The 15,602-nt window shown below is 38.9% G+C and carries 14 protein-coding genes and 1 tRNA gene; 9 read left to right on the forward strand and 6 right to left on the reverse strand.

Annotated elements, in window-relative coordinates; genetic code table 11:
• The first annotated feature begins 353 nt into the window (after nucleotides 1-353).
• Entirely contained in the window at nucleotides 354-1,793 is a 1,440-nt protein-coding gene (locus N6A79_RS06215; protein WP_182419350.1) for an APC family permease, read from the forward strand.
• A gap of 258 nt (nucleotides 1,794-2,051) precedes the next feature.
• Here the strand turns inward: N6A79_RS06215 and trhO are convergent, their stop codons facing one another.
• The 3 genes from trhO to hemB all read right to left on the reverse strand — a co-directional run bounded on the left by trhO (nucleotide 2,052) and on the right by hemB (nucleotide 5,596).
• Nucleotides 2,052-2,969 carry an oxygen-dependent tRNA uridine(34) hydroxylase TrhO gene (gene trhO / locus N6A79_RS06220; RefSeq protein WP_182419351.1) on the reverse strand — a complete coding sequence of 306 codons (918 nt, stop codon included), beginning with the start codon at nucleotides 2,967-2,969 and terminating at the stop codon, nucleotides 2,052-2,054.
• Between the two features lie 217 nt (nucleotides 2,970-3,186).
• Complete coding sequence (locus N6A79_RS06225; RefSeq protein ID WP_268547400.1) at nucleotides 3,187-4,329, reverse strand: COX15/CtaA family protein; 1,143 nt, start codon at nucleotides 4,327-4,329, stop codon at nucleotides 3,187-3,189.
• 253 nt (nucleotides 4,330-4,582) lie between these two features.
• Complete coding sequence (gene hemB, locus N6A79_RS06230) at nucleotides 4,583-5,596, reverse strand: porphobilinogen synthase (protein WP_262080344.1); 1,014 nt, start codon at nucleotides 5,594-5,596, stop codon at nucleotides 4,583-4,585.
• Nucleotides 5,597-5,814: 218 nt separating this feature from the next.
• Between hemB and N6A79_RS06235 the strand changes: the two genes are divergently transcribed.
• The 7 genes from N6A79_RS06235 (at nucleotide 5,815) to N6A79_RS06265 (ending at nucleotide 12,170) form a co-directional block, all read left to right on the forward strand.
• Nucleotides 5,815-6,864, forward strand: a complete 1,050-nt coding sequence (locus tag N6A79_RS06235; RefSeq protein ID WP_268547401.1) for an enoyl-CoA hydratase/isomerase family protein — start codon at nucleotides 5,815-5,817, stop codon at nucleotides 6,862-6,864.
• The gene (locus tag N6A79_RS06240) at nucleotides 6,861-7,292 is read left to right on the forward strand and encodes a DUF6163 family protein (protein WP_268547402.1); all 432 of its coding nucleotides are present in this window, start codon (nucleotides 6,861-6,863) and stop codon (nucleotides 7,290-7,292) included. The genes N6A79_RS06235 and N6A79_RS06240 overlap by 4 nt, the downstream gene beginning before the upstream one ends.
• Nucleotides 7,293-7,551: 259 nt before the next feature.
• Nucleotides 7,552-8,169, forward strand: a complete 618-nt coding sequence (rpsD, locus tag N6A79_RS06245; protein ID WP_182419356.1) for a 30S ribosomal protein S4 — start codon at nucleotides 7,552-7,554, stop codon at nucleotides 8,167-8,169.
• A 266-nt stretch (nucleotides 8,170-8,435) separates the two neighbouring features.
• The gene (ttcA, locus tag N6A79_RS06250) at nucleotides 8,436-9,260 is read left to right on the forward strand and encodes a tRNA 2-thiocytidine(32) synthetase TtcA (RefSeq protein WP_246708209.1); all 825 of its coding nucleotides are present in this window, start codon (nucleotides 8,436-8,438) and stop codon (nucleotides 9,258-9,260) included.
• Between the two features lie 50 nt (nucleotides 9,261-9,310).
• Nucleotides 9,311-10,744 carry an amino acid permease gene (locus N6A79_RS06255; RefSeq protein ID WP_442784258.1) on the forward strand — a complete coding sequence of 478 codons (1,434 nt, stop codon included), beginning with the start codon at nucleotides 9,311-9,313 and terminating at the stop codon, nucleotides 10,742-10,744.
• A 29-nt stretch (nucleotides 10,745-10,773) separates the two neighbouring features.
• Nucleotides 10,774-11,616, forward strand: a complete 843-nt coding sequence (locus N6A79_RS06260; RefSeq protein ID WP_268547404.1) for an LpxI family protein — start codon at nucleotides 10,774-10,776, stop codon at nucleotides 11,614-11,616.
• A 251-nt stretch (nucleotides 11,617-11,867) separates the two neighbouring features.
• Entirely contained in the window at nucleotides 11,868-12,170 is a 303-nt protein-coding gene (locus N6A79_RS06265) for a hypothetical protein (protein ID WP_268547405.1), read from the forward strand.
• A gap of 487 nt (nucleotides 12,171-12,657) precedes the next feature.
• Here N6A79_RS06265 and N6A79_RS06270 read toward each other — a convergent pair.
• From N6A79_RS06270 to queC, 3 genes are all read right to left on the reverse strand, one after another.
• Nucleotides 12,658-12,742 (reverse strand) — tRNA-Leu (locus tag N6A79_RS06270).
• 270 nt (nucleotides 12,743-13,012) lie between these two features.
• Nucleotides 13,013-13,480, reverse strand: a complete 468-nt coding sequence (queF, locus tag N6A79_RS06275) for a preQ(1) synthase (protein ID WP_268547406.1) — start codon at nucleotides 13,478-13,480, stop codon at nucleotides 13,013-13,015.
• 77 nt (nucleotides 13,481-13,557) lie between these two features.
• Complete coding sequence (gene queC, locus N6A79_RS06280) at nucleotides 13,558-14,247, reverse strand: 7-cyano-7-deazaguanine synthase QueC (protein ID WP_268547407.1); 690 nt, start codon at nucleotides 14,245-14,247, stop codon at nucleotides 13,558-13,560.
• Nucleotides 14,248-14,537: 290 nt separating this feature from the next.
• Here queC and dusA point away from each other — a divergent pair, with 290 nt between their 5' ends.
• Nucleotides 14,538-15,587, forward strand: a complete 1,050-nt coding sequence (dusA, locus tag N6A79_RS06285) for a tRNA dihydrouridine(20/20a) synthase DusA (RefSeq protein WP_268547550.1) — start codon at nucleotides 14,538-14,540, stop codon at nucleotides 15,585-15,587.
• The last annotated feature ends 15 nt before the right edge of the window (nucleotides 15,588-15,602 follow it).

Consider the following 15,602-nt stretch of genomic DNA (forward strand, 5'->3'; position numbering starts at 1 on the left):
AGTATTTGAAATAAGGCCCATATGGTAATGTCTCAACTTATGAAAGGGTTACTCAAATATATTGAAACGTTAAAAATGTCTGTATAACCTGTCCGTAACAACAGTTTATCCATATTTTTTTTAAAAAATGAATATTTGTTTTTTATTCTCCCAAGGCAAATCATAACTAATTGAATTTTTTATTTTAAATTAATTAATATATCTATTTCGTGCCTTTTAAAGGGGCACTTTAAAAGCGACATAAATTAGAACCATTAGTAACAATTCATTAAAAGTTGTTTTATGTCTTTATTTTTTTGGAAAATACAGTATTTAGTGGCACACGAGAATAAAATACTAAATATAGGTACCCAATGAGTTCAATTTTTCGAAAAAAGACATTTACTAACAATATTACTAAAACAATGGCACGTACATTAGGATGGCCGCATCTTGTTGCTTTAGGTGTTGGTGCGACAGTAGGAACTGGTATTTATACCCTTATCGGCGTTGGCGCAGATAGAGCGGGTCCAGCCGTTTTGATATCTTTCTTAATTGCTGGTTTAGTTTCTGCCTGTGCCGCTTTTGCCTATGCGGAGCTTACAACCGCGATACCTCATAGTGGGGGTGCGTATACTTTTTCCTATGTAGCTTTAGGTGAATTTCTCGCTTGGATTGTTGGATGGGCACTTATCCTAGAATATTCACTTGTTGTTAGTACTGTAGCAGTTAGTTGGTCTGGTTATGCAGTAGGTTTTTTACACGGCATTGGCATTAATTTACCAATTTGGTTATCTGTTGGGTATCACACGGTGATCGATGGCCAACGTGGTCTAATAAACCTCCCAGCAATTTTGATTATTTTTGGTGTAACTGCAATACTTATTATGGGAACTCGTGAAAGCGCTTTTGTCAACGCCATTCTTGTCGTTATTAAAATTTTAGCTCTTGTATTGTTCGTCGCTATTGCATTGCCTTATTTTAATTCTGATAATTTAACTCCATTCATGCCTTACGGATTTCAAAAAAATCTTATCGAGCAAAATGGTATTTTAGTCGAACATGGCGTAATGGCAGCTGCGTCAATTGTGTTTTTTGCGTTTTATGGCTTTGATGCTATTGCAAATGCAGCTGAGGAAACTAAAAATCCCGCCCGTGACTTATCTATTGGCATCATAGGCTCACTTATTATCTGTCTTACTGTTTATATTCTTGTTGCCTTAGCTGCTATTGGTGCAAGTCATTTTACTGTTTTTGCAGCCAGTCCTGAGCCGTTGGCCTTTATTTTAAGAAGCCTTGGTCAAGGTAAAGTTGCCGGAATTATTGGGGCTATCGCAATAATTGCCTTGCCAACTGTTATTCTAGCTTTCTTTTATGGCCAAACCCGTATTTTCTTTGTGATGGGACGCGATGGCTTACTTCCTCAGGTTTTGTCAAAGCTTAGCAAGAAAACACAAACACCCGTAGTAACTTCAATTTTTACGGCGATTGTTGTTTCTATATGTGCAGGCATTTTCAGACTTGATGAAATTGCAGCTCTTGCTAATGCAGGTACTTTGATCGCATTTACTGCAACTGGTATTAGCCTTTTAATGTTACGCATCAAGGCACCAGAATTACCACGGAAATTTAAAGTACCTTTAGTTTGGGTAAGTGGTCCAATTATTGTTTTGGGTTGCTCATATCTTTTCTGGAATTTGCCCAACACTACAAAATATTATTGCCTCATTTGGACGGCTATAGGGATTGTTTTTTATGCAAGCTTTGGCTATTGGAATAGCAGATTAAGAAGCAAAAACAACGATGAAGCATAATCGTAATATATTTACTGTAATTTAATACAAAATTAGCGGTAAATATATTTATTGCACCAAATCATTAAAGCCAGCATTTATATAAATGCTGGCTTTATTCTACCTATATAATGGTTTCAAAAAGTTATTGTGGGATATATGCTATAGTTTAAACTTTATTTTTAATATTTATTCAGTCTATTATTATATTTAGACAATGAAAAAGGCGAATATTATTACTAATATTCGCCTTTTATAATAAATAATATTTATTAATTTTTATGGGCGTACATGCGGAAAGCCGCCACGTTTCTTGGCAAGTTTAATTTGCTTGTCCCGTTCACGAAAACGGGCTCTGTCTTCTTCACTACGTTCGCCATAGCAAGATTCACATGAAATGCCAGCTTCATAATGGGGCTTAGTGAGATCTTCTGGTGATAGTGGACGGCGGCAAGCGCGACAAAGCACGAGATCACCCTCTTGCAGACCATGTCCAACAGAGACACGCTCATCAAATACAAAACATTCACCATCCCAAAGGCTTTGCTCTTGAGGAATTTCTTCTAAATATTTCAAGATACCACCTTTAAGGTGATATACTTCATCAAAGCCTAAACCACGGACATAGGCAGTTGATTTTTCGCATCGAATACCACCTGTGCAGAACATTGCGATTTTTTTCTTTTTACGCAACTCTTCATCATGATCAGCAATCCATTGCGGAAATTCACGGAATGTCTTAATATTAGGATCAATAGCGCCTTTGAAAGTACCAACTTCCAATTCATAATCATTGCGCGTATCGATAAGAATGGTGTCCTCATCTTCGATTAAGGCATTCCAGTCTTGCGGAGCAATATAGGTACCCACTTTTTTAAGTGGATCAACTCCTTCAACACCCATAGTGACAATTTCCTTTTTAAGGCGCACTTTCATGCGTAAAAAAGGCATTTTTGATGCGTTAGAATATTTAAGCTCAGGCTCAGCAAGCTCAGGTTGTGCTGTAATAAAATCTACAACATTTTTAATGCCTTCTTCAGGACCTGCAATGGTACCATTAATGCCTTCATGAGCGAGCAACAATGTACCTTTAACGCCATTTTCCTTACAAAGTGCTTTAAGGGGTGCCTGTAGCTCTTCATACCGATCAAAGCGAGCAAAACAATAGAGGGCGGCAACAAGATAATTCTGGGTCATAGCAATAGTATTTACCGTTCGATTAAAATTTGGTTTGAAGAATATTTAAGCAAATCATATACAATTTAGACATAAATCTTGCCTAATTATCCTATCTAACTGTTTTGCATATTTTGTTAAAAATCTAAATTTTTTGATTTTTGAAATATGCTTCACATGTGATTCTTGTGATATTTAAAAAGCTATTTATCACAATTTTATTAAAAATTCGACTTATTCATTTACTTGCCATTGCTTGCTTTTTAAAAAGGCTAGCAAATGATTTAATAATATTTGTCGGGCCGGATAATGGGCTTGGCTTCATCATGCCTTTGGTTCCTATCCAATGAGCAACCGCAAAACACATAACTAGCAAGGCAAATCCTTGATGGATAAGGCCCCATTCAATTGGTACATGTGTTAAAAGAGTGATGATGCCAAAAACTGCTTGCGCAATAATAAGAAGAAGTAAAATCATTGCCCTGCGCGCATGTGCGCTACCTGGAAGCAATTTTTCGACCTTAAAGGCATGGAAAATAGCTGCAACCAATAAAATATAGGCGAACATGCGATGAACAAATTGCACGGTCAATGCATTTTCAAAAAGATTCTTCCATAATGGATTTTGTGATAATAAACCATCTGGAATAAGGCGCCCATCCATAAGCGGCCAAGTATTATAAGCAAGACCTGCATGAAGGCCTGCGACAAGTGCCCCAAGATAGATTTGGAAAAGGACTAAAAACACCATCCATCCAGCAAATATTTGGGTTGAGCGTGATGCCGGTTTTTCTTTATATACTGCAAGACTTCGCGCTAAGGCAAACACTGCAATAATAATAATGCAGGCAAAAACAAGGTGGATTGCCAAGCGATATTGGCTAACACTGGTTAATTGGCTTTTACCAAGACCTGAGGCAACCATCCACCAGCCAATTGCTCCTTGCATTCCCCCTAAGAATAGTAGCCCTAATAGGCGCCATTGAATTTTCTTCTCCAGCCTTTTTGTTAACCAAAAAGCCAAAAGAGGGATTGCGACAGCAAAACCAATAAAGCGCGCTAAAGCTCTATGGCCCCATTCCCACCAGAAAATTCCTTTAAATTCCTCTAGTGTCATGCCTTTATTAACATGCTGATATTGAGCAATTTGCTGATATTTTACAAATTCTTCATGCCATTCTGTCTGGCTTAGCGGCGGAATCATTCCATGAATTGGCTTCCATTCAGTTATGGAAAGGCCCGATCCGGTCATACGGGTTGCACCGCCAACCAAAACTAGAGCCAAAAGAAGAACGAGAACAATATAAAGCCACCAGCGCACAAATTTACGGTTTTTTGTTTGTTCTGGGCTCAGCTCCAACGCAGGTACACCAGCGTCCATTATAGTAGCTCCTTATGCGATGAGCCATATGAAGTAAATGATTTTCGTGTGGCGGCATCGTTTGAAACATGGTTCATACATTGTGCGTAAACAACATATGAATTGGAAAAAATCACTTTAGTAAGTCGCTGCTAAAGGTTTAGATTACCATTTTAATCATGTTCTTTTTGACGCAGGATCACAAAAATTACAAGTATCGACTAATGTGACATGCCGTCACAGCTTAGAATTCTTCAAAGAGAGTTAAATTTACTCAACTTATCTTATTGTGAAGAATTTTTTGCGCTATATCTTTAGCAAAATAGGTGAGGATACCATCACAACCAGCTCTTTTTAAAGATAAAAGCGTCTCAGCAATAATTCGCTCGCCATCAACCCAGCCATTATTAATTGCTGCCATCATCATCGCATATTCACCTGAAACTTGGTAGGCGAATAAGGGTACGGAAAAATTTTCCTTTAACCGATAAATAATATCAAGATAGGGAAGACCAGGTTTGACCATAAGCATATCTGCCCCTTCATCAAGGTCTTGCGCTGCCTCTCTAACCGCTTCATCGCTATTGGCATGGTCTATATAATAAGTTTTCTTATCGCCCTTTAATAGGCCTGCTGTACCAATAGCATCGCGATAGGGACCATAAAAAGCCGAAGCAAATTTGCAGGCATAAGAGATAATTGCAACATCTTGAAAACCCTCTGCATCTAGTGCATCACGTATAGCACCAATGCGCCCATCCATCATATCCGATGGAGCAATAATATCGGCGCCGGCACGCGCTTGCGATAAAGCGCCTTTAACTACCATATCAACTGTTTCATCATTTATGATAATGCCATCACGCAATATACCGTCATGACCATGGGTAGTGTATGGATCTAATGCTGCATCGGTAATGATGCCAATATTGGCATTATGGCTTTTTAATTCACTGGTGAAACGATTGGTAAGGTTTAATGGCGAAGCCACATAAGCGCCATCTTCACTTTTTATTGAAAAATCCTCTCGCGAAAACGGGGCAATGGCAGGAATTCCTAAGGCTGCCGCTTCAAGACATTCTTCAACCGCAACATCAATTGAAAAGCGGTGTACTCCTGGCATAGAAGGAATTTCTTCACGGATTCCATGTCCATCACAAAGAAAAATTGTCCAAACAAGATCATTGGTGCCCAGCACATTTTCTTGCACCAGTCGACGCGACCAGTCAGCTTTACGCATGCGTCTAAGTCTACGGCCGTTGGTGATTTGATCAATTGTCCTAGTCATTTGTTTTCCATGTTAATATTGGGGGAGCGATGAATCACGTTTTTTGCTTTTAACATAAAAAACATAAATTTCATTGTATTAATTGATCACATTTATACAACGATGAGTAGGATTTGGCTAATTTATGAAATGAGCAAATTAATAAAAAGCTTTAAACTTTACTTTTAGTGATTTAATGTGAAAACTAAATTTATAGAACCAAGCGGAGAGCATAGATAATGCAAATGGATTTTGGTGGTGGTGATGATGTAAGTTTTGCCAAAGAAGGGCACGTTGGCCTTATTAGGCTTACGCGCGAAAAGGCACTTAATGCCTTAAACTTTTCCATGATCAATGCTCTTAATAATGCGCTTATCGCTTGGGAAAAGGATGATGATGTTGCTTGTGTGATTGTTGAGGGCGAGGGACGCGCCTTTTGTGCGGGTGGTGATGTGGTCGCAGCCTATAAAGCCGGTCAGTCAGGGCAGCCACTTTATAGCTATTTCGAATCAGAATATAAAATGAACTATCGAATTGGTAATTTTCAAAAGCCTTTTATTTCTTTCTTAAATGGTATTGTGATGGGCGGCGGCGTTGGCCTTTCAATTCATGGTTCTCATCGCATAATTACTGAAAAAACCGTTTTTGCCATGCCTGAAAGTGCAATCGGCTTTTTTCCAGATGTTGGAACAAGTGCGGTGTTGCCAGGTTTGCCCAATCAATTTGGTCTCTATCTTGCGCTAACTGGTGAAAAAATAAAGCAAGGTGATTGCCTGCAATTTGGTCTTGCAACCCATGCTCTTCACGAAAGTGATCTTGCGGCTTTTAAGCAAGAATTGATTAATAGCGGAAATCCTAGGCCATTTTTAGAAGCTAATGCGGTAGAGCTTGATTTTGATACACCTATTGAAACGCGCAATATGATTAATGAGTGTTTTTGTGCGGAAAATATTGATGAAATATTTGAAAAATTGCAACAAAAAGCAGAGTCTGGTAACGAATTTGCAAAAAACTGCCTTGCAACTTTGCAGAAACGCTCACCCACATCTTTGAAGGTTATTTATCGCCAGTTTTCAGCTTGTAAGCCTTTATCATTAGGCGATTGTTTGATTATTGACAATCGAATTGCCAAGCATATGTTAGATGGTCATGATTTTTATGAAGGTGTACGTGCTGTGTTGGTAGACAAAGATGGTAGCTCAAAATGGCAACCCTCAAAGCTGGCAGATGTAACGAATGAACAGGTTGAAGCTTATTTTTCACCTTTGGATAAAGAGTTATCGTTTTGATTAATCAATATATAGGTAAATTAAAAGCAAGCTGGAACGAACGTGGTTTTGCTATATTCTTAGGCGTATTAGCCATGTTTTGCCTTATGCTTGGTGCTGCTTATTGGGTAAGGTTGATTGGGGTTTATAATGAACCTTTATGGCGCTATGATCTTATGCCTTGGAATTGGCGAATTCTATGCTGTAGCCTTGCCATTTTATATCCAATTGCCGCTTGTGGTTTATGGATGGGATCAAAATGGGGGGTAATCCTATGGCTATTGGGTGGCTTTGTTGAAGCTGTTTGTTATACTTTTTATGCGTCTTATTTTGAATTACATTTGGTCGTACCTTTCATTCACACCCTCTTTGTAATTGCCTATGCAACCCTTACTTTTTTTAAAATAAAAGAAAGTCGTAAACCCCAAGCAATCGTGGTTGAATATTAAATATGTTAGTTGCAATCACGTATTGATTGTTTCATGCTTGACATAATATGAACTATGCCATAAAAGCCCAAAATCGTGGTTTTTTATAAATCATAATAATAACGTGTCCCGTGGATAAAGACGCAAAATTGCGGTTTTATCCTGTCAGTCTTTTAGATTTTTATCTTATTGTTTTATTTAAGGTAATTAAAAAGGCAGAGGAGGGCGCGTTTCCTTAAATCTAGCTGAAAAGCAATAAATATTATTAAAAGGAAATGCGATGAGTAAGCGCGAATCTGCAAAGTATAAAATTGATCGCCGTATGGGCGAAAATATTTGGGGTCGTCCTAAGTCTCCAGTTAATCGCCGTGAATATGGTCCAGGCCAACACGGTCAGCGCCGTAAAGGCAAGCTTTCCGATTATGGTGTTCAGCTTCGTGCAAAGCAGAAACTTAAAGGTTTCTATGGTGATGTTTCTGAAAAGCAATTTCATAAAACTTATGAAGAAGCTGCACGTCGTCGCGGTGATACAGGTGAAAACTTGATTGGTTTGCTTGAAAGCCGTCTAGATGCAGTTGTATATCGTGCAAAATTTGTACCAACCATTTTTGCTGCACGTCAGTTTGTAAACCACGGTCATGTTAATGTTAATGGTGTTCGTACCAACATTCAGTCTTACCGTTGTAAAGCAGGCGATGTGATCGAAGTTCGCGAAAAGTCAAAGCAATTGGCTATCGTGATCGAAGCAACACAGTTAGCAGAACGTGATGTTCCTGACTACATCGAAGCAGATCACAATAAGATGCGCGCCACTTATCTTCGTGTGCCAAATCTTGCTGATGTTCCTTACGCTGTTGTGATGGAACCAAATCTAGTAGTCGAGTTCTACTCACGCTAATAGATTTTGTCGTTTATCGAATTTTAAAGGGGGCTTATGGCCCCCTTTATTATATTAAACATTTGAGATATTTTATAAAATTATGCCCTTCAAATAATCTTTGTCTATTTTGATCAATAAAATGATTTAGTTGGTTCGTCGTTAGGGAATTATCTAATATTACAGTTACAGACTATGCCGAGGCAATAATGAGTTCATCTGTAAAAAATTTTATCGAATCTTGCGTTGCTAAAGGTGAAACCTTGGCCGATGATGGCTGTCATCCAATGTTTCGAAATGTTAGTTCCGCAGTTGAGTTTAATAAATTGCGTAAGCGTTTGTTGCGCCATATGCGGCAAGCCATTGAAGATTTTGCCATGGTACATGGTGCATCGCTCAAAGGTGAACGTTGGCTTATTGCTTTGTCTGGTGGCAAAGATTCCTATGGTCTGTTAGCGCTTTTATTGGACTTAAAATGGCGCGGACTTTTACCTGTTGATCTTATTGCTTGTAATTTAGATCAAGGGCAACCAAATTTTCCGAAGCATATTTTGCCAGATTATCTAAAAAGCATCGGCGTTGAATATCATATTGAATATCAGGATACCTATTCGGTGGTGACGGATAAGTTGGATCAGAGTCAGACCTATTGCTCACTATGTTCACGCTTGCGCCGAGGTATTCTTTATCGTCTTGCCCGTGAAAAAGGTTGTTCCTCGCTTGTGCTTGGCCATCACCGTGATGATGCTTTGGAAACTTTTTTTATGAATTTCTTTCATGGTGGGCGTTTGGCATCAATGCCGGGTAAATTGCTCAATGATGAAGGCGATCTATTTGTACTGCGTCCGCTTATTTATGCGGCAGAAGATGATTTGGCAAAATTTTCTGATATTATGCAATTTCCGATTATTCCTTGCAATCTTTGCGGCTCTCAAGATGGGTTGCAGCGCAATGCTATGAAGGCAATGTTGTCGGATATTGAAAAGCGGATGCCAGGCCGTAAGGACACCATGATCCGCGCGCTTGGTAATGTGCGTCCATCGCATTTGCTAGATACTAAAATTTATGATTTTTTAGGGCTAGTCGCTAAGTCTAATGAAGAGCAGTTATAAAATAATTTGTAAAAAGATCGCATTTGTGACAAGCGATTTTTGAAAGGGATGTGATGGAAGGTGATAATAGGCATTTACGCCGCGGATTGAAAAACCGCCACATCCAAATGATTGCCTTAGGCGGCGCTATTGGTACGGGGCTTTTTTATGGCTCGGCTGAAGCGATCAGTCTTGCAGGGCCGGCGACTATTCTTTCTTACCTTATTGGTGGGCTTGTTATTTATCTTATCATGCGGATGCTTGGTGAAATGTCAACTGAAGAGCCGGTTGCAGGTTCGTTCAGTTTTTTCGCCTATAAATATTGGAATGGTTTTGCTGGCTTTTTTGCCGGCTGGAATTATTGGTTTCTTTATATCCTGGTCAGTATGGCTGAACTAACAGTTATCGGCATCTATCTTGATCATTGGTTTGCAATTGATCACTGGATTAGTTCTCTTGTTGTTTTGTTGGCTATTACTGCCGTAAACCTTATAAATGTAAGGTTCTATGGTGAGTTTGAGTTTTGGTTTGCCATAATTAAAGTCATTGCAGTTATCGGTATGATTGTTTTTGGCGTTATCCTAATCATAACAGGATTGGGGGGCGCCAATGTAGCCGTTTCAAATCTATGGAACCAAGGTGGTTTTTTTCCGCTTGGTGTGTCCGGTATGATTATGGCGTTTGTTGTGATTATGTTTTCTTTTGGAGGAACTGAACTCATTGGTGTTGCTGCGGGTGAAGCGGAAAGCCCAGAAAAGACCATACCAAAAGCCATTAATCAGGTCATGTGGCGTATATTGATTTTTTATGTTGGTGCGATTACCGTCATTATGATCTTAAATCCGTGGAATTTGCTTAATAAAGCGAATAGCCCCTTTGTCTCTATTTTTACCAATATCGGTATTCCTGCAGCCGGACATATTTTAAATTTTGTGGTGTTAACGGCTGCAATTTCAGTTTATAATAGCGGAATATATTCTAATAGCCGAATGCTATATTCATTGGCAGAACAAGGCAATGCGCCACGTTTTTTCAAGAATTTGAGCTATAACCGCGTCCCATTTACTGCAATTATGTTTTCATCGCTTTGCACAGCTGTTGCGGTTATTATCAATTATCTTGTCCCAAATGAAGCATTTATGCGGGTTATGGCCGTTGCTACAACAGCGGCTGCGATGACATGGGCGACAATTATTCTTGTTCACTTGAGGTTTAGACGGGCAAAAAACGTTGAAAATAGTAAAACTAAGTTTCCCTCTCCTTTATTTCCCTTGGCTAACTACATCTGCTTACTCTTTTTATTGCTGCTTGTTTCATTGATGATTTTAACAGGTTTTAGTGAAAATGGCTTAATGACCTATCTATTAAAGAGTTTACACATTGTAGATGTCAGCGCACCAGCATTCTTTACACTTGCAGTTCCTGATATGAGTTTGTCTGTGGTTGTAATGCCTATATGGTTTTTAATTCTCTATCTCGGTTTTAAATTAAAGAAAGCTATTTAACCCAATACCTCAGTGTGGAGGATTTAAATATGATAAAGCCTTTACTTGAAGGGCGAACTGCTATTATTGCGGGCGGTGGAAAACTACCGCTTGCCGTTGCCAATGCCTTAAAAACTAAGGGACAAAATCCTTTTATCATTCCGTTACGTGATGAGGCAGAGCTAGCAATTTATGAATTTGACCATTGTGAAATTTCTATAGTCGAATTTGCAAAACTTATTCGCGCAATGAAAAGCGCTAATGTTCAAAATGTTGTTTTGGCAGGTGGTGTGCAAAGTAGGCCTCATCTTTCGGATTTGCGTTTAGATGGCCCTACATTGCGCGCATTAACACGCGTGTTTTTTGCTTTAGCGCAAGGGGATGATGCGCTGTTGCGTGCCTTTATCAAGGTGCTAGAATCTTATGGTTTTAAAGTGGTGGGTGCTCATGAAGTCGTACCAGATCTGCTTGCGCCTGCGCCATGTCTTTTATCTAAAGCGGAACCTTCTAAAGCGGAAGAGAAAAATTTTAAGCTTGCGCTTGCGGCTGCACATATGCTTGGTGATCTTGATGTGGGGCAGGGTGCGGTTGCTGTTGGTGGTAGGGTTGTTGCATTAGAGGGTGCAGAGGGCACGGATAATATGATTAAGCGCATTGCCTTAATGCGACAAGAGCGACGTATTCCACAACAGGGTGGCGTTTTAGTGAAATGTGCCAAACCAAACCAAGAAAAGCGTGCTGATTTACCGACAATTGGGCCAGATACTGTTGAACAAGCCTTTCAATCGGGTCTTGCTGGTGTCGCAATTCAATCAGGATCTAGTTTTATTCTTGATTTAGAACAAACAATCAAAACTGCAGATCAACGACAGATTTTCCTTTCAACTTTTTAATAATATTTTTTAAGTTTTTATATTTAAATGATTTGGGAATAATACAAATTTGCTCAATGGATTTAAAATATTACTGTAGGTTACATTCGTTATTGCAATGAAGCTTAATTGTATAAAATGTATTATTTTATCACTATTCATCGTTTTATTGTTTTGTCACTAATATCGCAGCGGTTTGTAGCGCGGGAATTATAAAAAACTTTGTCTATATTCTATTTGTTGTTTTATTATTTAATGCCTAGGCTTTCTTAGTGGATTGGGATGATCGTTCAAAGACAGATATGCGTGATGCATTTATAGTATCCTCAAATATTTTTAAGAATAAGAATCTTGGTAAACCTTTGGAATCTTTAGCACCCGGATTTTTAAAGTTTTTTGCAGATTTACATAATGTTTCTGAAACAAAACTTGCACCTGTTTTTCGCTCAATGATGAAAGTTGGCTTTGTGCAATTAAAAACAATCGAGCTTGACTTTAATCCAGAAAATATTGTGGATCGCCAAGCTCCCAATGGTGAGTTATTTGCACTATTTGCGTATAACCCCATGCAGTAATGGTCGACAATGAAATTATTGACGATGCTAGTGTTCCATTTGCCTTTAAGACTAATGAGCATTAGTATTTTGTTGATCTTGAAAATCTTATTAATATAGATGCTATAATAGCAATTTATCCGCCACTCAAAGATGTTGATTTTACCATTCACCAATAAGTCAAAAAGACGTTAAATACTTAATGCCTACATTTTAATTGCATTATTTTAATGTATTTGAATAGTCGGTTTCAAACGGTGTCTGTCAAAGATCTTAGTGTTTGATGTTAAAAAAGTAAAATTTATTAAATATTACTTGTACACCGCGAAACCAATATCTCTGAAAATAATATGGAAAAATATATAATAGATATATGAATGTCGCTAATTCAACTTACAACCATCAATCCAGTTAAGACAAAAGAGGAGGGGAATATTTAATTTAACAATTTATATATGTGCTTAAGCTACAACAAAGCTAAAGAAAAAATCTGTAAATAGATTTCTAATGGTGCGGTCGAGAAGACTCGAACTTCCACGGGTTGCCCCACAGCGACCTCAACGCTGCGCGTCTACCAATTCCGCCACGACCGCACGTGATAGAAGCTAAAATAAATCAGCTAGCGGCGTGTAACAAATATGAAACAAGCTTACAAGTCCCTTTTTTAAAAAAAAGTAATATTGTCTCAACTTATTTAATGATTGCGATTAAATCACAGCCCATAATTATAGCATTTTCCATATCAGTTAAAAAACGATCATTGGGCAGGGGCTTATTATATTCAAAGCTTACAGCATAGTTTAACTTACCAAGCTAAGACTATGCATATAAACCTATTTCATTTAGCTGTTTTTTTATAAAAATTAGCGTCCGCGATAAGGTGGCACAGCTTGATCGGGAATCCAAACGCCATCAGGGGAGTTGCCGGTTTGCCAAAATACATCAATTGGGATTCCGCCTCGTGGATACCAGTAGCCGCCAATACGTAACCATCTTGGCGACAAAAGGTCAACCAAACGTCTTGCAATATGAATAGTGCAATCTTCATGAAAAGCACCGTGATTGCGGAAGGATCCCAAAAATAATTTTAACGATTTGCTTTCAACCAACCATTGATCTGGGACATAATCAATTACAATATGGGCAAAATCGGGTTGGCCGGTTATCGGGCAAAGTGAGGTGAATTCTGGAATCGTAAAGCGAACATTATAGGAAATATCAACTTGAGGGTTTGCAACTTTTTCTAAAATTGCCACCTCTGGTGAAGTTGGTAGACTATTGTCACCACCTAGTTGGGTTAAGCCTTGATAAATATTAGTTGTACCAGTCATGAAATTCTCCAAGCAAAATGGCTTTTTCTATGAAATTTGGGGCATATAAATTGGAATATAAGCGGCTTTAGCCCGTTTTAATGTCTCAATTCAATTTGCGTTTTCCAAAAATTATCATCAAAATATAGGGTAGGGTCTTCAACGCCCGCACAAAAAAACGCTTCGCGCCGCTCTACGCAGGTACCACAACGCCCGCAATGCAGTTCCAACCCCTTATAGCAAGACCACGTTTCAATAAAAGGCGTGTTTACCTTACTACCAAGTGAAACAATATCTGACTTGGTCTTTTGTACAAAAGGAGCATAAAGGCCGACACTGCCCTCAAGCGAATATTTTTCCATCACAGCAAAACTATTGATAAAATCTGGCCGGCAATCAGGATAGATAAAATGATCGCCGCCATGCACAGCCAATGCCACTTGATTAGCACCTTTGGCACTTGCTAAGCCAAAAGCAATGCTTAAGAAAATAGCATTACGGTTAGGTACGACAGTTATTTTCATGCTTTCTTCAGCATAATGACCATCGGGAACGCTAATATCACCGGTAAGTGCAGTGTTGGACATCGCTTGGCCAATTGATGAAATATCGATTAAATCAAAGGGTACACCGAGCTTATCTGCACATAATTTTGCAAAAAACAGCTCTTTTTTATGTCTTTGCGCATAGTTGAACGAAAGCATACCATGAAGGTCTCCGCGTTCAGCTAAAATATAAGCTAAAGACACAGAATCAAGACCGCCAGAGCAGATGAGATAGGTTTTCATAATTTGTCCTTGTTTTTACCGGGTAGGCTGCGACCGGAATTCAATTCTTATTATCAATAACTCTTGCATAAATCAAAGCTATCAATCATATATCACATGCCCTATATATGAATTTGCCGAAACTGTGAAGCTATTTTAATAACACTAGCAAATGCTGTGGTAGTTTTTATAAAACATTAAAAATCTTCATAAGATATCCATCTTTGTCGAATATATGAGATGAATATCTATTTTCCCTATTTTTACATTTAAAATGGTAAGCTATAAAGCTAACCTTTTTAATGTCCCAGATGCAGTTGATTATTATGACACTTTATGAGCGACCATTTGTAAAAACTTTTGCAGTTGCGCCTATGCTTGATTGGACAGATCGTCATTGTCGTTTTTTCCATCGTCAATTAAGTGCCAATGCGTTGTTATATAGCGAAATGGTGGTAGCGGATGCAGCTATTCATGGACCTAAAGAAAGATTGCTTGGCTTTAGTGGTATTGAGCATCCCATTGCGTTACAGCTCGGCGGTAGCGATCCGCAAAAATTGGCCTTGGCGGCAAAAATTGGTGAAGATTTTGGTTATGATGAAATAAATCTCAATGTAGGCTGCCCATCTGACCGTGTGCAATCGGGTACTTTTGGGGCATGCCTTATGCAGTCACCTGATATTGTTGCCACTGCCGTTGCCGCAATGAAACATGTCGTTTCCGTTCCAGTTACCGTTAAATGCCGCATTGGTGTTGATGAACAAGATACTGAAACCGCGCTTAATGATGTTGCACATCTTTCTATTGCTGCTGGTTGTGACGCGTTTTGGGTTCATGCTCGCAAAGCCTGGCTAAAAGGACTTTCCCCCAAGGAAAACCGTGATGTGCCGCCGCTTGATTATGGGCGCGTTTATCGTTTGAAAAACAAATATCCCAATATATTTATTGGTATAAATGGTGGTATTTCTAGCATTGAAGAAGCTACAAACCATTTGCACTATGTTGATGGTGTTATGGTTGGGCGCGCCGCCTATCAAAATCCAGCGCAATTAAGTCATGTTGACTATGTAGTCTATGATGAAGCTTATCGCGAAATTGACTTTGAAAGTATAATAGAATCAATGTGTATTTATACCGATGCCCATATTCGGGCAGGGGGGCGTTTATCGCATGTAAGCAAGCATATGGTGGGATTATTCCATGGTTTTCCAGGCGCAAGGCGTTGGCGGCAAATATTGTCAACCGATGCAACCAATTATGATGCAACATCGAGCGTCATTAGAAAAGCCTTTGCCGCAGTAGATGTAAGCGGCATGCAAGAAAGCATAGACAGTAAGAGCGAGGATACCGGTTCAAATTAATATTTTTGAACCAGT

It is taken from the genome of Bartonella sp. HY761 (assembly GCF_026743145.1).
Taxonomy (GTDB): domain Bacteria; phylum Pseudomonadota; class Alphaproteobacteria; order Rhizobiales; family Rhizobiaceae; genus HY038.